Here is a 20,406-nt window from a genome sequence, read left to right as displayed (position 1 = left end):
TTACCCGATATTTATCGGTTAAAGTGGTATTTTCTCGATTTTATATGAAAACAGACTTGTTTGCATTTTTGTTGAAATAATAACACTTTTTCAGCAATCTTCTCATACTTAGTAAACTAAGACTTCCCAAATAACAAAAGTTCGAAGGCGCGCCTTCGAACTTTTGTTATTTACCTTTATTTAACGAAGAAGTTGAAGAATAGCTTCTGGCTGTTTATTGGCTTGGGCGATCATTGCCTGAGAGGCCTGACCCAAAATATTCGATTTTGTGAATGCCATCATTTCTTTTGCCATATCTACATCTCGAATCCGTGATTCGGCAGCTTGGAGATTTTCAGCGGATACCGTAACGTTTGTCATTACGTGATCTAGTCGATTTTGCCAAGAACCCATCTTTGATCGTTCAGCAGACACAAGTTGAATCGCTTGATCAATTTTACCGATTGCCTGACTGGCACCAGCCTGCGTTGTAATGTCTAATGCGTACTCTGCTGCTCGATCTCCTTCACGATTCTGCACGACACGTTCAGATGTGAAGCCCGCCTCGCCTTTTACTGTAGAGGTCAATCCAATTCGTGCAGCTCTCATATCATTCATGTCTAATTGCATAGATTGACCAGTGTTTGCACCAATTTGAAGAGCTATCGCTTTACCTCCACGCGTTAATTTCAATTGCTGATACGTGCCTTCATGAGTATATGTTTCCCCTAATTTAATCGGGTTCGTCCACGAAGTATGACTCATATGAGGTGATACGGCGCTACTGACTTCACTCATTAATTCTGTAAAACTTCGCACATTCCCTCCTGATTGAACTGGCGCATCAGGTACAAACGTTAGTTCTATTTCGCGGTTGTCGTAAGATGACTTTCCTATCCACTCCACTTTAACCATTTCTCCCGGTTTTAAAGGCATAATGTCTTGTTCATAAATTTCAAACTCTCCTGGAATCGGTTGATTGCCACCTCTTCCTGGCCTGATTGTATTAACTGGTAAATTAACGTATGGATTTGGTGATTTAATAATTCCAATATTCGGTGAAGACCAAGACTCTTGTCCCGTTCGATGCTCAAACACGAGCCCACTCGGAGTCGGAGTTCCTGCCATCTGCACAGTGTAGCGAGTATTTAAGTCAGACACAGAACGAATCGCAGTGGTCAAAGTCGATAAATCATTAAACTCACCTTGCAATAGTGGATTGTTAGAAGATTTTAAGAACGTATATCCATCAACTCGAACAACATCGTTCATATTCAATGAAGCTGTATCAATGCTAACTGTGTAAATTCCTCGAATCGCACCTGGAGTCCCTGGAATGCTATGTGTGACAAGTGACTCTCCTGCGATACCATTCAATCCGTTAAGAATAGATTTAGTATTGAAAGATGTCTGGTTCCCAATTCGGTTTAATTCAGTAGTCATTTCATTGAACTCTTGTTGAATTGCACTTCGGTCAGTCTGATTATTCGTATCATTCGCAGACTGGACGGCAAGTTCACGCATGCGTTGTAGGATTGAATGAGATTCATTTAATCCACCTTCTCCTGTTTGAATCAAACTAATTCCATCTACAGCATTTTTAGCAGCCTGATCGAGTCCTCGAATTTGAGCTCTCATTTTTTCGGAAATTGCTAGTCCTGCAGCATCATCTGCAGCTTGATTAATTCGAAGTCCAGAAGATAACTTCTGCATAGCTTTACCAGCTTGGCCCGTATTTATTTGTGATTGACGTAACGCTTGGTTTGCATTGCCGTTATTTTTGATAATCATAAGAATCCCCTCCATAACATCCCATTCATAATGTTTCATATCCATATCATTCCATTAATATTATCGGATGGAAGTTCATTTTTTTAACGTCACATCAATGTTTTATTGAAATAAAAAAAGACACTGATGAAATCAGCGTCTTTTCATGTCTGTTGATCAAATAATCCAGAGAAGTTCGAGTCGACGTCTTCGTACGGATCGACGTACGACTTGACCGTCTTCCGCTCTTGCCGCGTCGTCCCGAGCGTCATCCCAAGCCGTTGATGCTCGGCTTCGATCAACCGGGCGATCTTTTGACTGTCGTCGACGAGCTGACGGATGACGGTCTGATCGGCCGCTTCTAAGTCAGGGCCATGCGCCGACAGCAGCTGTTCGCGGTCGTCAAGCAGTTCATGGATCTGATCCATCCAGGTGTCATACGTCGGCTCTTCCGGCACTTGCGCCAGCAAGTCTTTCAGCCGTTGCGTTTTGAGAATGATCTCATCGATCGGTCTCATCCTTGTTTCGCGAGTTTCATCGCTTCCTTCCACGTGTCGCGGAGTTCGGTCGTGAAGTCGAGCACTTCGTCGAGGATCGTCGTGTCGTTCTTGACGTTCGCGTCGACGAGACGGCGCCACAAGTATTCGTAGAGCGAGTCCAAGTTCGCCGAGATGGCGATGTCTTTATTGAGCGTCAGACGCAACTCTTGGAAGATTGCTTGCGTCTTTTGGATGTTCGTGTTCTTCAAGTCAGGATTGCCTTGCTCGAGCGCGAGTTTGGCGAGACGCGTGAACTTGAGCGCCCCGTCATACAGCATGAGCGTGAGTTCTTGTGAATTCGCGGTTGTGACCGCACTGTTTTGATATGCTGCATATGGGTTGGCTACCATTTAAATTCCTCCTCTTACATGCCTCCGCCTAGAAACTGTTGCAGTGATGCCGCTTGTGAGTTCGCTTGGTTCATCGCCGTCTCCATCGCCGTGAAGCGACGGTAGTAGGCGTTTTCTTTATTGACGAGTAAATCGTTCAAGCGTTGGATCCGTGTATCGATTTGAGCCATCTCACGGCCCATCGAGTACGTCGGGGCACCGGAACCGTCTGCACCGGCAATCCGTGTGATGGACGACCGTGAGTTGGTCGCGGCGTCGCGAATTTGCGGAAGCAATCCACTATCCGCATTCGTAAATAGCTGATACACTTGCTCCGGATCTTTCTCGATGGCGGCCTTGAGCTTCTCTTCGTTCAGCTCGATTTTCCCGCCGTTCGTGAAGTCAGCACCGGTCGAGAGACCGATTTGGAACAGTTGCTTCATCGCATCATCGTTCGTCGCAGACGACGTGCTCGACCATTTACTGCGCATCGAGTCCATTGCACCACGAACAATCGTGTCGCCGCGCAACATCCCGCTCATCGCTTTCTCTTCCCACTTCTTGATTTCGTCTTCCGACAATTCATCGCGTTGCGCTTGTGTGAGCGGTGCAAATGAACGGAAACGATCTTCTTTGACTTTCTTATTCATCAAATCAATCGTCTCGTTATACTTGTCGACGAAGCCTTTAATGTTGTCGAAGATTTTTTGCGTGTCAGTGGCTGCCGAAAGTGTTACGGCTCCTTGCGCCTCAACAAACTGAGATTTGAGTGTGACAGTCATATTGTCAATCGTGACTGTATTTGAACTTTGCGTCATCGGAATGCCGTTCACCATGAAACTGGCATCCCCACCTGTCTGAGGAAGAGCTGCCAGATTTATCTTAAAAGCAGCTTTTGTTATGTCATCAAACTCAATGATTGATTTTTCGCCAGTTTGTTTTTGAGTAAGTGATAGTTTTCCAGAAGTCGGTTCGAAGAAAGCAGAAATCCCAGAGTCTTTTCCGTTTAAGGCAGTAACCAGGTTTTCCATCGTCGCGTCTTCTGCCACTTTGATTGTTTTAAAGTCTCCGTCCTCGACAGAGCGGATTTGAATTTGGTAGCCAGATGTATAAGTAGCTGTCGTGCCTGTAGGGACATCCGAGCCGTCGTTCATCGTAACTTTACCGGTCGCTCCATCGTAAGTGTAGCTAGTGTCAGCAATTAGATTGTTGGTCGCATCTTTTAATGCAATCGTTTCTCCAGTCCTCGGTTTCGGGGAGAGCGTCCATTCTTTAGTAGCCGTACTTAATTTAATTTCTTGTGTCGCAGACTGTAAATTCATGTCTGCCACTTTTGTTGCTTTCGTCACTTTAACTCCGTTTTTATCAACCGGTTCCACGACTTGAGTGGCCGCGGTCGCAAGCTGGCTGACGGATTCGATGCGAATCGCTGTGTTCCCGCTTGACGGACCGGCTACGACAGAGACGCGTGATTCATCGGATGAGCTAGACGTTTTCGCATAGAAGTTACGGCTGAACATAAGATCGACCGCACTGTTACGAACTGACATGAGCGAGCGGTTGATTTCACGGTAGGCGTCGCGTTTCCATTCAGTTGTCTGTTTTTTTTGTTCGAGCTTGTCGACCGGTGCCCGTTCGACTTGCATTAACTGTTTAATGATTGTATCAGTATCAATTCCACTGGCGAGCCCGCCAAATCGGATTGGTGATGTCATAGTTAGCCTCCTTTAGACACGTTCATCGAACAGTTGGTTGAACTCCATGAACGCTGCGAAGAAGTCGAGTGACTTCTTGCTTGGAATCTCACGGATGACTTCGTTGTTCGTATCCACGATTTGAATATAATAGTCGTTCAATTTTTCGTGTTTCATAAATTTAAGACCGGTACGTTGTTGATCTAATACAAGATTCGCCTTCTCGACGGCCGTCTCTAACTTGGTGACGTGTTGGGGCGTCGGTAGAATTACGATACCTTCATCAGCGAGACGAGCATGATTCGCTTCGACGAACACGTTTTTCGTTTGTTCATACGGCAGTACAGAAGAAGGTAGGTGAAGCCGGACTTCAGAGATGGTCGGATTCATAAGCTTCTGCTCCTCTTATAGTTGTTCTCACGTACTATATCGGTTCAACGCCTCATTCTTTTCAGTTTTTATGCGAATGAAAGCTCATTTACAAGTTAAAACTTCAATTTAATTCCTTAGGTACCAACTCTCTATACAATAAGACAGTCCTAAAAATTCTAAACATCTTTCTTCTGCTAACCTGTCTCTTTTTCTGCATTGGCGTTCGGACTAACTACGAGATATATCGGGAATTGAAGAATAGAATAATTTATGCGCGAAGGAGAGATGAACATGAAGTGGGAAGAACTGACCGTATTTGAGAAAAGTTTGCTGTTAGGAACGCTACTAGGGGACGGATCAATAACGCGAACGAAAGCAAAAGTGGCTCCAAAGAATGGACTCCAATATCGCGAACATTTTTCAGTCAAGCAGATGGAGTATCGGGAGTGGAAATTAAAAACCGCACCCCGGATTTTCGAAGGAATCAGAGTCAGAAAGACAGGAACAAGCGCGGAACTTTTTTCGAGAAAAGATGAACTCTTCACCTGGCTACGGGAACAATGTTATGACGAACGGAAAAAACGGATTCCGGTTCATTTGTTAGAGGACTGTACTCATCCCGTATTTTTGCTTGCATTGTACTTAGACGACGGAAGCCTTTCTCTGACGAAGTCGACCCGATCAAGACTGAACCAAATGATTATTACTCCCCATATTTATCTTTATCTTCAAGCCTTTTATCCAGAGGAGCTCGAAATGTTAAGTGAGTTTATAGAGCGCACGTTTCATCATCGATTTGTATTGAGTCGCCGTTCAGATGGTCATTTCTATACACTACGCATCCAGAAAACAGAAGAAGCCATCCGCTTTTTAAATGAATTTTCTTCTTACGCTTACGCCATACCAATAATGAGAAAGAAGCTCGACTGGGATTATCGGTTGAAACTTGAACGCGAGAAGTATCCGGAAATGACCGTCATCGCTTCAAAAGCAAAAAACGATTACACAGCTGAAGAAATCGACTTTATCATTAAAGCGAAACAGAACGGAATGACGGATGCCGCAATCGCTCAACAATTAGACCGCACGTATTGGTCCGTGGTGTATAAATGGCAAGACATCAAAAAGAATCACTTGAAAGAAGAAATATTTTCCTATGCGTATTAAAAAATGTCCGTCCCTCGAAGAACGAGAGACGGACATTTTTGTAGCTAGATTCTTGTGAGCATTGGTTAAGAATGAGTATAAATCTTAACGGAGAAGTTGAAGAACCGCTTGCGGCTGTTGGTTCGATTGGGCCATCATTGCTTGTGCAGCTTGGTTCAAGATGTTGTTCTTCGTGAAGTTCATCATCTCTTTCGCCATGTCAACGTCACGGATACGTGACTCTGCCGCTTGAAGGTTCTCAGCTGAAGTGCTCAAGTTGTTGATTGTGTGATCAAGTCTATTTTGGTTTGCTCCAAGCTTAGAACGCTCAGAAGAAACGGTCTCAATCGCAGAGTCTAACTTCGCAATGGCTGCTTGTGCTTTTGCAGAAGAGCGAACATCCAGTGCCTGTTCAGTAACCGTAGCGTCTAAACCATTTGTAACTGCTAATTCAGCATCTGTTGTTGCAGCGAAAGAAACCCCTAATGCACTTGATCTCATATCTGAGATACTGAGTGTCAAACTCTGACTCTCGTTTGCACCAATTTGGAATTTCATGCTCTTTGTAGCATCAGCTGCCACCCCAGTTTGAATGACCTGAGCAGTGCCTCCTGTTCCAACACCGTGAGCATTCACACCTGCAGCTTTAGCAGTTAAACGAATTGTACCATCTTCAAATGCTTTTGCGTTAAAACTTGCTGATCCAGCATTTATACCTGCTACCAGGGTAGCAGAACTAGTTTTATCGACTCCTGTCACACCTGCTATATCGATGGTTCCAGTCCCGTAAGCTGCAATAGTGACATCAAACACCGCTTTTGTACCTTCACCGTTCTTAGAATCATTCAAAAGTTTTTGTGTGTTAAATTCAGTCGAGTTACCAATTCGGTTAATCTCTGAAGTTAACGAGTTCATTTCTTTTTGAATCTCTTTTCGATCGGTTAGCGTGTTTGTATCGTTAGACGATTGAACTGCCAACTCGCGCATCCGTTGAAGAATTGAGTGGGTTTCATTCAATGCTCCTTCAGCTGTTTGAATCAATGAAATCCCATCTTGTGAGTTTCGTGTGGCCTGATCAAGACCGCGAATCTGACCGCGCATCTTCTCAGAAATCGCAAGACCTGCAGCGTCATCGCCAGCACGGTTGATACGAAGACCTGAAGACAGTTTTTCCATTGCTTTTCCGGTTTGTGCTGTATTGAACGACATATTACGATGAGCGTTCATTGAGTTAAGGTTGTGGTTGATAATCATACTTGGTTCCCTCCAAAATATACTTTATCTGACAAATCCTTTTGCCAGTTACTTATTATTGAATCAATTATTAACGAAGAAGTTGAAGCACTGCTTGCGGCTGTTGGTTCGATTGGGCCATCATCGCTTGAGCAGCCTGGTTAAGGATGTTGTTCTTCGTGAAGTTCATCATCTCTTTAGCCATATCCACGTCGCGGATGCGTGATTCTGCAGCTTGAAGATTCTCAGCTGAAGTGCTCAAGTTGTTGATTGTATGCTCAAGACGGTTTTGATTTGCACCAAGCATAGATCGTTCAGAAGAAACTTTTTCAATCGCTTTACTAATTTCTGTAATCGCTAGGTTGGCATCACTTTGTGAAATAACGCTAATACCAGCTGTTGTAACAGCTGCATCAGTTCCCGTAGCTGCCAATCCTCCAGATCCCGAAACTCCTAGTGTCTGTGCATCCATTGCCCCGATAGACAAGTTAAGCGTTTGACCAGCATTCGCCCCGATATGGAATGTTAAATCTGCAGCATTATCAGGGCCGCCACTTGTCTTAGCAGAACCATCTAACAATTTTTTTGTGTTGAATTCGGTGTTGTTCGCAACACGTGTGATTTCAATTGCCAACTGATCCACTTCTTTTTGAATTTCTGAGCGATCAGTCCCTGTGTTCGTATCGTTCGACGATTGAACTGCCAATTCACGCATCCGTTGAAGGATTGAGTGGGTTTCGTTCAATGCACCTTCAGCAGTCTGAATCAATGAAATTCCATCTTGAGCATTTCGTGTAGATTGATCTAAACCGCGAATCTGCCCGCGCATTTTCTCAGAGATTGCAAGACCTGCAGCATCGTCACCCGCACGGTTGATTCGAAGACCTGAAGACAATTTCTCCATCGCTTTGCCCGTCTGTGCCGTGTTGAATGACATGTTACGGTGAGCGTTCATCGAGTTAAGGTTGTGGTTAATAATCATACTTGGTTCCCTCCAAAATATACTTTATCTGACAAATCCTTTTGCCAGTTACTTATTATTGAATCAATTATTAACGAAGAAGTTGAAGCACTGCTTGCGGCTGTTGGTTCGATTGGGCCATCATTGCTTGAGCAGCCTGATTCAAGATGTTGTTCTTCGTGAAATTCATCATCTCTTTTGCCATGTCGACATCACGGATACGTGATTCTGCAGCTTGAAGGTTCTCGGCAGAAGTGCTCAAGTTGTTGATTGTGTGCTCGAGACGGTTTTGGTTGGCACCAAGTTTTGAACGCTCTGCTGAAACTTGCTCAATTGCATCACTTACTACAGTGATAGCAGCACTAGCTGTCGTTAGTAATCCACCTGTTGTTGCAGTAGTTAAATCGAGTTTTAGTGCACTAAGTTTCGTTCCTGTTAGAGGAGTTCCTAAAGTTAAAGAATCCATTTTATTAATTGTTAGGTCTAAAGCTTGGCCCGCATTTGAACCAATTTGAAATTTCATGTTGGTAGCGTCAGTACTACCGTTCAATAATTTCTTAGTGTTAAATTCAGTATCTGTTGAAATTCGGTCGATTTCTGTAATTAACTCGTTAAACTCTTTTTGAAGTTCTTTGCGATCAGTCAAAGTGTTTGTATCGTTTGAACCTTGAACAGCCAACTCACGCATGCGCTGAAGAATTGAATGCGTTTCGTTCAATGCACCCTCAGCCGTTTGAATGAGTGAGATGCCATCTTGTGCGTTACGTGTCGCTTGATCCAAACCACGAATTTGACCGCGCATTTTTTCGGAAATTGCGAGACCAGCTGCATCGTCACCCGCACGGTTGATGCGAAGACCTGAAGACAATTTCTCCATCGCTTTGCCTGTCTGTGCTGTGTTGAATGACATGTTGCGGTGTGCGTTCATCGAGTTAAGGTTGTGGTTGATAATCATTGTAATTTCCCTCCATAGGTTTGAGTTTTTTCCGCTCTTCCAAATCCATTTGTCCGAGCATACAAGGTTTAGGCCGGCCTTCACCTTATATTAGTTGGAACGTATTATCGTTTCCATACTCTATATCGGAATATACAGGTATCTGTTTAGTCATTATTAAAAAAAGTTACACATTTTGACTACTTCTCTTCAAATCTAATAGAAAACGACCCATCACTTGCCGCTCCTCCTCACGCTTCCACCTTCACTTGCTCCGTCTCGTTCTGCAAACTCTCGGCAACACGGACGAGTTCCGTCATCGCACCGTTAACTTCACCAAGGCTCGCCGCCTGCTGGCTCGCAGCTGACGTGACTTCTGTCGCGTAACGTGACGCCTCTTCAACCATCCCGACGATGCCAGCCGAGTTTGTGACGACCGAATCGATCTGTCCACGTGACTCGTCAAGCAGCGCATCGACCGAATGGACGTGGCTGTACACTTCATTCGCCGAACTGTGGATCGTCGCGAACGCGCCGCCCGCCTTCTCGACGAGCCCGACACCCGTCTCAACTTCTGCTTTCACGTTCGCCATCGATGACGACGTGTCACCAACTAACCGTTTGACGTCGACGATCAAATCCGTGATCTCTTGCGTCGAGTTCGCCGTCTGTTCGGCGAGCTTTTTGACTTCGGCCGCGACGACCGCGAAACCGCGTCCGTGCTCACCGGCCCGCGCCGCCTCGATTGACGCGTTAAGTGCGAGCAAGTTCGTCTGCGCCGAGATGTCGCTGATGACGTCTGTGATGCGTGAGATCTCACCTGTCTTCTCCGTCAATTGACTATTGAGTGTCGACGACTGTTCGACTTTCCCAGCGATCGCATGCATCGCGTCGACCGACGACGAGGCCAAACCTTTCCCGCTCTCGGCTTCTTGTTGCATCTCGCTCGCCGATTCGAGCGCCGAGCCCATCTCTTTACGGATGTTCTCCATCGTCCGGGCGACGGCACCGAGCAGGTCCATCGAACTGTATGTCGCGTTGACATTGTCTTCAAGCATCTTGTTCAAGGCGTTCATCGCCGAGCGGATGCTTTCGCCGGCCGTGTTGCCTTCTTGGACCGCTGCCGCGATTTCTTGCGCGGAACCCGTCAATTGGTCCGCCGTATAGCGCATGTTCGTCCCTTGTTCCCGTAAGTGTTCGACCATGTTGTCCATCGACAGAAGCAGACGCCCCATCTCCGAGCGGTCGCTCGTCGTCTCACTTGCGAACACGACCGTCAAATCGCCGTTGCCGACCTCGACCGCCTTGTCTGACGCTGACTCGATTGCTTTAAGCGGGCGACGGGCGATCAAGTAAATGACGCCCCCTCCTAGTACTGAAATAAGCAGGGCCACGGCCGTCCCGACGAGCATGACCTGACCCTTAGCTAGTTCGAGCTCTGTCAATTGAAGCGTGATGAACCCGACCGCCCCACCTGTAATGAACGATGTGACCAAAATCCAGGCGAGCAGTTGAGTCGTAAAGTTTTTAAATACTTTCACTATGAGTTCCTCCTCTGTGCAATTCATCACCTACTATATCGTCCACTTGGAAGCTTTTGTATAGCGTTTTCACTTGAAGTTTTGGTCAATGAAAAAAACGCCCTCGAATTCGAGAGCGTCCGTTAAAAGCGGTCGTCTTCTTTTATCACATGTGTCCGTTCACGGGTCGTCGTGAGCGCATCGATCGCAAGAGCGATCGCCGCCACCCAGTGCAACATCATGCCAACGAACGGGATGAAGCCGAGCACCGACGCCGTGATTCCGACGATCGGACCGAACGAAAGTTTATTCAGCCGTGTGATCGATAAAATCAATACGACGATATGGAACACGAGCATAAAACCGAGCGGCGAATAACCCATGCTGATGATGAACAAGCCACCGAGCACCGGGATGCCTAGCAATGCCTCGAAGGCGGCGCCTAACCATTTCAAATTACGAACCATCGTCTCCACCTCACAGTTCTAGTAGGTAAAACTCATAGCCGCCGTTCTCGGCGAATCCGGCCCGCTTATAGATCTCGAGTGCGGCCTTGTTTTCGGTCTCGACGTCGAGTTCGAGCTTCGTGCGGCCCATACGGAACAGTTGTTGGACCATCTGCTTCAACATCTTCGTGCCGTAGCCCTGGCCCTGATCGCTCGCCCGCACGCCGAACGCGTGGATGCTCGCGGCATCGTCACCTGACAATAGCGCGCGGATGACACCGACGGGACGGCCTTCGACTTCACCGATGTATGTCACCCGGTCCGGCGTGTCGATTTGGCTATAAATATTCTCGGTCACGTCGACCGGGTCACCGAACGCCTCACTAAGCGTCTCGATGATGACGGGACGGTCGGCGTCGGTTGCCTCACGAAGCGACACTTCGTTTGGTTTCAAGAACAGCTCGGCTTTCTTCAAGACGAGGTTGTACTCCGAGAACTGATACGCCGCTTGAATGTGGTCGACGACCGCCTTACCCGACTTCGACTTGCGGTCGATGACGAACGTGAACGCCTCGCAACCGTTCTCTTTCGCGTCGCGTTTCGCTGCATCTAGGAGCGCCGTGAAGATGCCTTGCTTGCGGTAGTCCGGATGGACGAGCGCATTGACCTCATACTCGTTCGGGAGATACGGGAACAACATCAAATAACCGATCAACTGTTCACCGTCATAGACGGCGTAGTCGTTCTGTCCGACCGCGACGTGACCGATTTTCACGTCGATCGCGTCATGCGCGTTGACCGCTCCTTCGAGCGCTGTTACATGTTCTGCCTGTCTTGCTTCTTCTACTGTCCAATTCATACGAATCACCTCAACTGTATTGTAGCATAATCGAAAAAGCCCGCCGAAGCGGGCTGACTCATAACGTGCGGAACTCGAGCTCTGGGAGCGTCTCAAGCAGCTCCGCGATCTCGTCCGTATGTGCCTCGGCACCTGGGACGGCCTCGGTCGGCTCGACCCAGAAGAACGTCTTGTCGCTCGCGCCGAGATAGTTGCCGTAACCGATTTCGGTCGCGAACGCCTCTTCCGAGAGTTCACGGTCGATCAAGTCAAGGTGGAACAACAGTTGGTCGTCCCCGTCCTCGACGTTATAGTAGAGGTCGAACGTGCCATAGCTATTTTTATCGCCGATATCGACGACGTCTTGTGCTTTCTCGATATAGACGTCACCGCGCTCGATCGCCTCGGCGATCTTCGACGGGAGAATGATCTCGTAGCCGAGGTCGCGGTCACGGATCGTCTGTGACGTATCATCGGTCCGTCCGCGTGACGAGACGACACCGACCGTTGCGACGAGGGCACCGGTCACGCCAAGCGCGACGGCCCATTTTACTGTTTTATTCATGTTGAACTCACTCCTCTTTGATGACTGCCATGAGACGATTATCGCACAAAACATCACCAAATCATTAAATATTCTGAAAAAACTTTTTAGGATGCGTTGACGCCCGTCCGCCAATCCCATACGATAAAGATATCGTATTACAGAAAAGAGGAACTGACATGTCAAACGAATCCCAATTGTCGCGCGCACAGCTCGACGCGCTCTTGAAAAACGTCTTCGCCCTGCAAATCCCGGTCATCGAAAAGTTCATGACGGATCTGTTTAAAAAATACGTCTCGACGGCGTCCACGTTCAAGCAAGACATGGACACGATGAAAGCGAGCGAGTGGCACCAACAATTCTTCGGTCAGAAGGCGATGCCGCACTTGTTCATCGAGAACCTTGGCTTCGGCGCTTCGTTCCGTCACCAGGAACAAGAAAAAGTCGTCAAGATCCCGGACAACATGACGGTCGTCAAACCGGACTCGGACAACCAGATCGAGGAGATTCTCCAAAACCTCGACAAGACGCTCGCGTCGATGGAAGTCAAAAACAAAGGACTCGTCAAAAAGTTCTATAAAGAGACGCTCGAACTCATCTGTCAGCTCGGCAGCCGTACCGGTATGATGGACGAGTTTTATGAGCAGGTCAAAGGCAGTTTGACGAAATCTTGATAAAACATCCACGTCCGCGGACGTGGATGTTTTTCAATGCCCGCCTCTAGGCTCGAACACGGCCAAGCGCTCGACTTTGGCCAAGACCGGTCGCGCCCGCTCGATCAGCGTCTTCGTCGTCTCAAGCGAGAGCGATTGCTGATGGGCGTCTACACTTTCCCACACTTCGTAGACGAGAATCGAATCGTCATCGAGTGAGACGTTCACCCGGTACATAGCGCACGTCGACTCTTGTTTCATCGCCTCGGCCGCCTCGAGCAAGATCGCGAGCAACGTGTCACGCTCACCCGGAATAGCGGTCAACTTGCCGAACAATCCATATGGACGCATGAGATCTCTCCTTCCTGAATCTCGACTTGTTCCATAATTTGTGTCAGATTTCCTGCCTCGACCGTAAAATCCGTTGTGAGGTTTGCTATACTAAAACAAAAAGGAAAGGGGCGATACGCGATGCAGCGTCCACCGATGCCTTCCCCGACCCCGGAGGAAGTGCTCCGCTTAAAGCGGGAACATAATCCAATCAAACCGACCGAGCTCTTCGCGAAAGCGCTGCTCCTCTTGATCGGCTCCTTCATTTTCGCGATCGGGCTCGAGGCGTTCCTCGTCCCAAACCAGATCATCGACGGCGGCATCGTCGGCGTCTCGATCATAGTCTCTTATTTGACCGAGACAAAAATCGCCATCTGGCTCGTCCTGTTCAACTTGCCGTTCATTTACTTCGGCTACCGCCAAATCGGGAAGACGTTCGCCGTCGTCACGCTCGTCGCCATCTTACTCATGTCTGGCTTCACAATCCTATTGCACTCGATCGAACCGTTCACGGACGATCTGCTCCTCTCGACCGTGTTCGGCGGCTTCTTGCTCGGCGCCGGGATCGGGCTCGTCATCCGGGCCGGCGGTTCGCTCGACGGGACCGAGATTTTGGCCGTGTCGTTCACGGACCGGCTCCCGTTCTCGGTCGGAGAGATCGTCATGTTCTTCAACATCTTCATCCTCGGCACGGCCGGGTTCGTCTTCAGCTGGGACCGGGCCATGTACTCGCTCATCACCTATTTCGTCGCCTTCAAGACGATCGACATCGTGTTAGAAGGGATCGACCAATCGAAAGCGGCGTGGATCATCACGACGTCGCCGGACGACGTCGGTCAAGCCATCATGGACCGGCTCGGCCGCGGCGTGACGTACCTTCACGGCGAAGGGGCGTACACGGGTGACGGCAAAAAAGTCGTCTTCACCGTCATCAGCCGTCTAGAGGAGACGAAATTGAAAGACATCCTCGACGACTATGACGAGAAGGCGTTCCTCGCCATCGGTAACATCCACGACGTCCGGGGCGGACAGTTCAAAAAGAAAAATATCCACTAAAAAGGTCGGCCCCAGGGCCGACCTTTTGCGTTATCCTAACCGTGCCTGATCGCGTCCGCTCATCTTCGCCGCATAGAGCGCCGCATCGGCCCGCTCGAACACAAGCATGCTCGGTTCGGCGTCGGCGACCGACGCCCCGATCGAGATCGTCATCGGGATCGTTTCCCCCTCGAACGTGAATGGTGTCTCGCGGACGACATCGACGACCGCGTCGGCAAGCGCCACGACGGCCTCCCCTGCACCTTCGACGACCATCAAAAATTCTTCGCCGCCGTACCGACCGACAAATCCCCCGTCCGGGCAGTTCAGGCGTAACGTCTCACCGATTTGACGCAACGCCTCGTCGCCGGCACGATGGCCATATGTATCGTTCAATTGCTTGAAATGGTCGACATCGATGACGAAGAGTGCCCACGGTCGACCTGACAGTTCCACCTCGCTCAACCGTTCGAGCGTCATGTAGCGGTTCGGGAGTCCCGTCAACTCGTCGACCGTCGCCCGATGGGTATGCAGACGGAACATCCAAAGGTGGGTCTCCAACTTCTTGGCACCCCAGTAGCACATCCAAGCCCCGAGCGATGTCATCAGGAAATACGGGATGAACACGTCGATAAACGTATCGAGCGAGACGTTGCCGACGACGCGGACGAGGACGAGCGCCATGCCGATCGCGATATACACCGCGAACGAATGACCTCGGCGCACCGATTGGCGACCGAGCCCGACGGCAATCACCCAAAAAATGCCGATCATGACGAAGGCGTTCATGATGACCGCACTGAATCCCTCTGTCATCAACCTGGCCGCGACAGATGTGATGATGGCGACGGTCACCCCGACCGGACCGGCGAATGCCGCCGCGAGTGCGAACGGGATGATCCGCAGGTCGATTTTGGCCCCGTCGACGACGATTGAGTTGATCGTCAGCAACACAGCGATCAGTCCGTTCGACAGCCCGAACCAGATGCGGATCGAGATGGGTGATGACACTTGAATCGGCAAAACGTCACGCATCACATAAAACGTCAACGAAATGAGCAAATAAATGATGCTGATATTAATGAAAAAAATGTTTACAACCTGACCCAATCGACCCAATCCTTTCCCAATTCTTCCTATCTATCCTATCGTACCCGTGTGACACGTGTCAGCCTATCTAAAAATTCAGCCAGCCAAAAAGTCGAAAGCTCATGCTTCCGACTTGTTTTTAAGCATTTGTTTCATCAAATTGGCACTATCGCGGGCCGATTCGTTCTCGGTTTGCATCTGGACATACACCTCGTGGCGATGGATGTCGATGTGACGCGGGGCGTCGATGCCGAGCTTGACTTGGTCGCCTTCGATGGCGAGCACGGTGAGCGTCACATCGTCGCCGATATGGATCGCCTCACCTTGTTTTCGTTTCAATACGAGCATCAGCGCACCTCTGCTTTCTGGCCGCCGAGCGGGTAGCGGGCCGAGTAGGCATCGTCTAAGATGACTTGCTTGCCACGGCGCTCTTTCGTCTCGATGACGATCGGTGCCTTCAAGTTGAGCGTCGAGGCGTCGAACGGTTCGCGAAGCGTGACGATGGCGTATACCGAGACGTGCTCGGCCTCACCGATCGCGAGCTGCTCCTTGGCACCGTCCGTCAGTTCGAACGCATAATTCGCCTTATGCCAAAACGGGTTCGTCACGACGAACGCACAAGCCGAATCTTCGATCGACTGCAACGACCAGAACGGGAGGTCGTCCCCGTACGGGATGAGGACGAACGTCTTCGAGTCCGGAAAACCGGGCACCTCGCTGACGAACGAAATCGTCTCTTCATCATTCACTTCAATCTTGCCAAAATAATCTGTCTCAATGAACATGGTTTGTCCTCACTTTCAACGCGTCTCATCATACATGCCACCGATTGGCCACATCTCGAGCGACGCCTCTTGGCGAAGCGAGATGTCCGTCGTCCATGGTGTGAACGAAATCTCGGCCGGGGTAAGCGATACATCTATTTGTGCCGGCGTCAGGTTCCATTCGATTTTGACATCCGCCGGCGTATACGTCAACTTGACGCGGTCGATCGACTTCGGCATATAGCCCATGTCGACGATCGGGTACGGGTCGTTCACTTTGCTCGCAGCGATGCTCGGGATCGGGTTGCCGTTCTCGATCCGCATCAGTTGATCGCCTTCCCGGGCCGTCTGGCTCGTCGCCTCGCGCACGCCTTGTTCGCCGAGCTGGCCGAAGTAGCGGCCGAGTTCGAGCGCGCTTTTCAAGTTGCTCTCACTGCGTGCGACCGAAGAATCGACTTCGAGCGTGCCTTGTCTCGTCTGTTGCGTCATCTCGACCTTGCCTTGCGTCATCGACACATCGGCCCGCCCTTGTCTCATCTCGAGCACGGGGCGGTTCGACGTCATCTGGATCGCGGCCTGTGTCTGCCGCATCTCAAGTCTCGCCAGGTTCATCCGCGCTTACCGGAGGAAGTCGAGGAGCGTCGGCTGGATGATGCGGGCCCCGGCCGACAGTGCGGCCCGGTGTACCGTCTCATGTGACTTGAGCTCCATGATGACTTTCTCGATATCGATATCTTCATTGTTCGACATGATCGTCTTGGCGATGATTTCGTGGTCTTGCAGACGATTATCGACGAGTTCGAGCCGGTTGGCGCGAGCCCCGAGTTCAGCCCGCTCCGTGATCAAGCTTTGACCGAGCGTGTCGAGCGTCGCCAGTTCGGCTGATAATTCGGCCCCGCCTGTCGTCGCTGCCCCAAGCAAGCCACTTAATTTTTGAAGTCCCTCAAACAGCTTTTGTCCAAAGACTGTCTCCGGTTGCATATTCACTTGCATCTTGATCCCTTTCGAGACTTCGAACTCGATTTTGCCGCTCGGGTCAGGATCACCCGGTATTTCGTTTGCTGTATAAATTTCAGCAATCGTGACCGGATTTAAGGGATCGTTCTTTAAATAGCCCTTTAATTTGTCCATATCGATAAGCGGCTGATCCGTCTTCGTCCCGTTATAAATATACTTCTCGCCGGCTTTCGAGTTCGCGAGCGAACCGATATGTTCGACGAGTTGGTCGATCTCACTCTTGATGATCTCGCGTTGCGACGACTCGTACGTGTCGTTCGCCGCTTGCGTCGTCAGTTCACGGATCCGTTTGACGGCTTCCGTCACTTCGTTCAACGTCGAGTCGGTCAAGTCCATCCAGCTCGTTGCTTCGCTGACGTTACGGCGGAACTGGTCGACTTCGCGCACTTCGGTCCGGTAACGGATGCCTTGCATCGCGACGACCGGGTCCTCGGACGCTTTTTGGATCCGTTTCCCGCTGATCAGTTGTTCTTGGACGCGGGCGAGCGTGTTATAACTGCTCGATAAATGTTTCAAGTTCGTCTGTGTGAGCATCGTCTGTGTGACACGCATTACTCATTACCTCCCTACGACACCCATGCCGTTAATGATTTTGTCGAGCATCTCGTCGACCGCCGTGATGTTCCGTGCCGCCGCGTTATAGGCGTGCTGGTACTGGATCATCATCGTCATCTCTTCGTCGAGCGAGACCGCGCTCACCGATTGGCGGCGCTGGTCCGAACTCGCCATGAGCGCGAACGTGCTCTTGGCGAGACTTCCGCTCTGGCTCGCCGAGACGGCCATGTTGCCGATGACGTTTTGATAATACTTCCCGATCGACGAATTGGTCGTGACCGAGCCGCCCGTAAACGCCAACGCTTGGTTTTTCAAGTCGGCTAGCGCCAACGCCCCACTGCCGTCACCGATGTTGCCGTCTTTTGAAGCGGCGATCAAATCGAGGTTCTTCATAATGTCATCGCCGACGGTTATATCCGCCGCACTCGTCACGTTTACGAAAAATTGATCCGTGCCTGCGACGCCTGTCGCATCGATATTGCCACTATGCGCGGTGTTGAAGGCAGTCGCGAATTGATTGGCCATCTCATCCAAATCTTTCAGCATGACGGTGAAGGCCCCGTCAATCCCTTCGTTCGCACCCTCGCCATACATTTCGACGAGTGCTTTCAACTTCCCGTTCGGAATCTCGGCGTGGGTGAGCGGCGTGACTGCGCCTGCCGCATCCGTCAATTCGAGGCCGTCAAATTTCCCGACCCCTCCTCCGATGGCGTCAACGAGTGTCACGTTGTTCGGTGCGGCTTTCGTTCCGAGGTTGACGACAATATCGATCCGCCCCTCGGCCATCCGCTGCGAGTTACCGCGCGTCTCGCCGTTCAAGTAGTCGACCGGTTTGCGCTCGAACTCGACGTATTGCGCGAGCTCGTCCATGTAGCGGTCACGTGCGTCATACAGTTCGTTTGGGAGCGCGCCGAGCGGTTCCGCGTCCCCGATTTGACGGTTGACGTCGCTGATCTTCGTCAACAGGTCGTTCACTTTCTTGATGACGACGTCGGCTTCTGACTTCAAATCGTCTTGGACTTTCGTGAGCGAGGACGACATATAGTTGAACGTCTCGGCGAGCGTCATCGCCCGTTGACGAACGACGCTGCGGGCGCCGGTGTCATCCGGGTTGACCGACAAGTCTTGGAGCGATCCCCAGAACAAGTCGAGCGATTTGGCGAGACCGTTCTCAGAAGGTTCGTTGATGATATCTTCCATCCGGCTGAACGCCGCTTCTTTCGTCGCGTAAAACGAGTTTTTGACCGTCTCGTCACGGTATTGTTGGTCGATCATCAAGTCGCGGATGCGGGCGAGCGTCTCCCCGCGTACGCCCGTCCCGAACTGTCCGGCCTTCGTTCCGCCGAAGTTGACACTCAGCTGTTCGGTCATGCCAATTGACAGTCGTTGACGCGAGTAGCCCGGGTTCGAGGCGTTGGCGACGTTGTTCCCCGTCGCCTGCAGCGCCCACTGGTGCGTCGTCAAACTGCGTCGCGCCGTCTCTAATCCCATAAATGTTGAGCCCATGAATGTTCCTCCTTATACGTCACGGCTGAACGAGCGTGTCTCGAACGCCTGTTGCCCGTATGTGAAATCGTCTGCTTCTGGCATGAGCATGTCCAAATGCCAATTGATATACCGGAGCGACTGTTCGAGCAACGTCGCGTTCAGTTCATTCTGTCGCTTCAGTTCGAACAGCACCGGTCGTAGCGCTTCCTTCTCTTCATCGTCCAAAACGAGCAAACCTTGAAGTCGTTCCGTCTCTTTTTGTCCGATTTGTCGGACAATCGTCGCTTCTTCTTTGACGAGCGCGCTGAAAGCGGGCATATCACCTTTGATGAGCAGTTGTTCTTTTGCGTAAGCGAGTTCGAGTAAACGTGTATGTAATGTGAGCATAATGGTCTCCTTTTTCCAAAAAAAGAGCTGACTAAAAAGGGGTTCCCTTGTCTAGTCAGCTTCCGTGCCGTGTTATAAGTGCGAAGGCCTCAAGCGGACCTCGCTTCCATTCATCCTTGTAGAAAGCGTTTGGCGATGTCGCGCGCGTCCCGTGTATACGTCCCTGCGTTGATCTCCGCCTTCAAGGCGCTGATCTTCTCAAGACGGTCCGGATTTTTCACCGGTTCTTCAAACCGGGCGCGGGCTTCAGCCGATATCGATATTCGGTCCGTTTGGCGTGTTAGCTCGGGCTTCGTCTCGGCTAGCGTTTTCTTCTCGTAAGTGTTCGGTAAATGTACCCACTTTGCAGAATCGATGCGCATGCGTGTCCCCCCTCTTCTAAGTTGTTAGTCCAAACGATAAGCGCGAGCGCTCGTCTTGTTTACACTTGCTTGTAAACCTTGTAGTTCTTGCTGCATCTCCGCCTGACAAGCCGAACAAACTTTTCCTGCGTTCGTCGCCTTGCCGCAGCGCACACAAGCGATGCTCATTGCTGGGTTGTCCTTGATGATCAAGCGTCCTTCATGGATATATCGCGTGATATCAAGTTCGGAGACACCTGTCGCTTCGACTAAGGCCCCGATTGTTGTCTGTTTGTTGGCTGGTTCCCGAATGAAGTCCCGCACTTTCAAGAAGTTTTGGAAATCGACTTCACTACATGACGGACAGTACGGTGAGCGGCTTTGTTTCATAAACAAACGCCCACACATCTGACAAGTTGCTGCTTCCAATGTCATTCACCTC

25 protein-coding genes are annotated in these 20,406 nt (G+C 50.2%); 3 read left to right on the top strand and 22 right to left on the bottom strand.

Annotation, left to right across the window (positions count from 1 at the left end; all coding sequences use genetic code 11):
* Window positions 1–180 precede the first annotated feature (180 nt).
* The 5 genes from BJU60_RS15335 to BJU60_RS09540 all read right to left on the bottom strand — a co-directional run bounded on the left by BJU60_RS15335 (window position 181) and on the right by BJU60_RS09540 (window position 4,701).
* On the bottom strand, window positions 181–1,809 hold the full coding sequence (locus BJU60_RS15335; protein WP_254281685.1) for a flagellin: 1,629 nt from the start codon (window positions 1,807–1,809) through the stop codon (window positions 181–183).
* A gap of 104 nt (window positions 1,810–1,913) precedes the next feature.
* On the bottom strand, window positions 1,914–2,267 hold the full coding sequence (locus BJU60_RS09555) for a flagellar protein FliT (protein WP_070328660.1): 354 nt from the start codon (window positions 2,265–2,267) through the stop codon (window positions 1,914–1,916).
* Window positions 2,264–2,638 carry a flagellar export chaperone FliS gene (fliS, locus tag BJU60_RS09550; protein WP_070328659.1) on the bottom strand — a complete coding sequence of 125 codons (375 nt, stop codon included), beginning with the start codon at window positions 2,636–2,638 and terminating at the stop codon, window positions 2,264–2,266. Before fliS ends, BJU60_RS09555 begins: the two co-directional genes overlap by 4 nt.
* Window positions 2,639–2,652: 14 nt before the next feature.
* Window positions 2,653–4,332, bottom strand: coding sequence for a flagellar filament capping protein FliD (gene fliD, locus BJU60_RS09545; RefSeq protein ID WP_070328658.1), 1,680 nt, complete (start codon window positions 4,330–4,332; stop codon window positions 2,653–2,655).
* 12 nt (window positions 4,333–4,344) lie between these two features.
* Window positions 4,345–4,701: a flagellar protein FlaG gene (locus BJU60_RS09540; protein ID WP_070328657.1), complete on the bottom strand. Its 357-nt coding sequence runs from the start codon at window positions 4,699–4,701 to the stop codon at window positions 4,345–4,347.
* Between the two features lie 273 nt (window positions 4,702–4,974).
* On the opposite strand from BJU60_RS09540, the gene BJU60_RS09535 reads away from it, so the two are divergent.
* Window positions 4,975–5,850, top strand: coding sequence for a hypothetical protein (locus BJU60_RS09535; RefSeq protein WP_070328656.1), 876 nt, complete (start codon window positions 4,975–4,977; stop codon window positions 5,848–5,850).
* A gap of 84 nt (window positions 5,851–5,934) precedes the next feature.
* Here the strand turns inward: BJU60_RS09535 and BJU60_RS09530 are convergent, their stop codons facing one another.
* From BJU60_RS09530 to BJU60_RS09500, 7 genes are all read right to left on the bottom strand, one after another.
* On the bottom strand, window positions 5,935–7,083 hold the full coding sequence (locus tag BJU60_RS09530) for a flagellin (RefSeq protein ID WP_070328655.1): 1,149 nt from the start codon (window positions 7,081–7,083) through the stop codon (window positions 5,935–5,937).
* 70 nt (window positions 7,084–7,153) lie between these two features.
* Complete coding sequence (hag, locus tag BJU60_RS09525) at window positions 7,154–8,044, bottom strand: flagellin Hag (protein WP_070328654.1); 891 nt, start codon at window positions 8,042–8,044, stop codon at window positions 7,154–7,156.
* 70 nt (window positions 8,045–8,114) lie between these two features.
* On the bottom strand, window positions 8,115–8,978 hold the full coding sequence (gene hag / locus BJU60_RS09520; protein ID WP_070328653.1) for a flagellin Hag: 864 nt from the start codon (window positions 8,976–8,978) through the stop codon (window positions 8,115–8,117).
* Between the two features lie 230 nt (window positions 8,979–9,208).
* Window positions 9,209–10,498 carry a methyl-accepting chemotaxis protein gene (locus BJU60_RS09515; protein ID WP_083274095.1) on the bottom strand — a complete coding sequence of 430 codons (1,290 nt, stop codon included), beginning with the start codon at window positions 10,496–10,498 and terminating at the stop codon, window positions 9,209–9,211.
* Between the two features lie 122 nt (window positions 10,499–10,620).
* On the bottom strand, window positions 10,621–10,932 hold the full coding sequence (locus BJU60_RS09510) for a hypothetical protein (RefSeq protein ID WP_367946376.1): 312 nt from the start codon (window positions 10,930–10,932) through the stop codon (window positions 10,621–10,623).
* 22 nt (window positions 10,933–10,954) lie between these two features.
* Complete coding sequence (locus BJU60_RS09505) at window positions 10,955–11,782, bottom strand: GNAT family N-acetyltransferase (RefSeq protein WP_070328651.1); 828 nt, start codon at window positions 11,780–11,782, stop codon at window positions 10,955–10,957.
* A 58-nt stretch (window positions 11,783–11,840) separates the two neighbouring features.
* A complete protein-coding gene (locus BJU60_RS09500) occupies window positions 11,841–12,326 on the bottom strand; it encodes a hypothetical protein (protein WP_236635493.1) in 486 nt (161 codons plus the stop codon).
* A 158-nt stretch (window positions 12,327–12,484) separates the two neighbouring features.
* Between BJU60_RS09500 and BJU60_RS09495 the strand changes: the two genes are divergently transcribed.
* Window positions 12,485–12,979 (top strand): hypothetical protein, encoded by a 495-nt coding sequence (locus BJU60_RS09495; RefSeq protein ID WP_016509305.1) that lies wholly within the window; start codon window positions 12,485–12,487, stop codon window positions 12,977–12,979.
* Window positions 12,980–13,012: 33 nt separating this feature from the next.
* Here the strand turns inward: BJU60_RS09495 and BJU60_RS09490 are convergent, their stop codons facing one another.
* On the bottom strand, window positions 13,013–13,309 hold the full coding sequence (locus tag BJU60_RS09490; protein WP_070328649.1) for a putative quinol monooxygenase: 297 nt from the start codon (window positions 13,307–13,309) through the stop codon (window positions 13,013–13,015).
* Window positions 13,310–13,429: 120 nt separating this feature from the next.
* On the opposite strand from BJU60_RS09490, the gene BJU60_RS09485 reads away from it, so the two are divergent.
* On the top strand, window positions 13,430–14,344 hold the full coding sequence (locus tag BJU60_RS09485; RefSeq protein WP_233589581.1) for a YitT family protein: 915 nt from the start codon (window positions 13,430–13,432) through the stop codon (window positions 14,342–14,344).
* A gap of 30 nt (window positions 14,345–14,374) precedes the next feature.
* Here the strand turns inward: BJU60_RS09485 and BJU60_RS09480 are convergent, their stop codons facing one another.
* The 9 genes from BJU60_RS09480 to BJU60_RS09440 form a co-directional block, all read right to left on the bottom strand.
* Complete coding sequence (locus BJU60_RS09480; protein ID WP_254281684.1) at window positions 14,375–15,385, bottom strand: GGDEF domain-containing protein; 1,011 nt, start codon at window positions 15,383–15,385, stop codon at window positions 14,375–14,377.
* Window positions 15,386–15,532: 147 nt separating this feature from the next.
* The gene (csrA, locus tag BJU60_RS09475) at window positions 15,533–15,760 is read right to left on the bottom strand and encodes a carbon storage regulator CsrA (RefSeq protein WP_016509303.1); all 228 of its coding nucleotides are present in this window, start codon (window positions 15,758–15,760) and stop codon (window positions 15,533–15,535) included.
* On the bottom strand, window positions 15,760–16,197 hold the full coding sequence (fliW, locus tag BJU60_RS09470) for a flagellar assembly protein FliW (protein WP_070328647.1): 438 nt from the start codon (window positions 16,195–16,197) through the stop codon (window positions 15,760–15,762). Before fliW ends, csrA begins: the two co-directional genes overlap by 1 nt.
* A gap of 15 nt (window positions 16,198–16,212) precedes the next feature.
* Window positions 16,213–16,788 carry a DUF6470 family protein gene (locus tag BJU60_RS09465; RefSeq protein ID WP_070328646.1) on the bottom strand — a complete coding sequence of 192 codons (576 nt, stop codon included), beginning with the start codon at window positions 16,786–16,788 and terminating at the stop codon, window positions 16,213–16,215.
* A gap of 6 nt (window positions 16,789–16,794) precedes the next feature.
* Window positions 16,795–17,745 carry a flagellar hook-associated protein FlgL gene (gene flgL, locus BJU60_RS09460; RefSeq protein ID WP_070328645.1) on the bottom strand — a complete coding sequence of 317 codons (951 nt, stop codon included), beginning with the start codon at window positions 17,743–17,745 and terminating at the stop codon, window positions 16,795–16,797.
* Window positions 17,746–17,751: 6 nt separating this feature from the next.
* Window positions 17,752–19,254: a flagellar hook-associated protein FlgK gene (flgK, locus tag BJU60_RS09455; protein WP_070328644.1), complete on the bottom strand. Its 1,503-nt coding sequence runs from the start codon at window positions 19,252–19,254 to the stop codon at window positions 17,752–17,754.
* A 12-nt stretch (window positions 19,255–19,266) separates the two neighbouring features.
* The gene (gene flgN / locus BJU60_RS09450) at window positions 19,267–19,623 is read right to left on the bottom strand and encodes a flagellar export chaperone FlgN (protein ID WP_070328643.1); all 357 of its coding nucleotides are present in this window, start codon (window positions 19,621–19,623) and stop codon (window positions 19,267–19,269) included.
* 110 nt (window positions 19,624–19,733) lie between these two features.
* On the bottom strand, window positions 19,734–19,985 hold the full coding sequence (locus BJU60_RS09445) for a flagellar biosynthesis anti-sigma factor FlgM (protein ID WP_016509310.1): 252 nt from the start codon (window positions 19,983–19,985) through the stop codon (window positions 19,734–19,736).
* Window positions 19,986–20,009: 24 nt separating this feature from the next.
* Window positions 20,010–20,354 (bottom strand): flagellar protein, encoded by a 345-nt coding sequence (locus tag BJU60_RS09440; protein WP_070328642.1) that lies wholly within the window; start codon window positions 20,352–20,354, stop codon window positions 20,010–20,012.
* Between the last annotated feature and the right edge of the window lie 52 nt (window positions 20,355–20,406).

The organism is Exiguobacterium aurantiacum, from assembly GCF_001766415.1.
Lineage (GTDB): Bacteria > Bacillota > Bacilli > Exiguobacteriales > Exiguobacteriaceae > Exiguobacterium > Exiguobacterium aurantiacum_A.
Note: the sequence above shows the minus strand (reverse complement) of the source record. Positions and strands in the feature narration are given on the sequence as shown.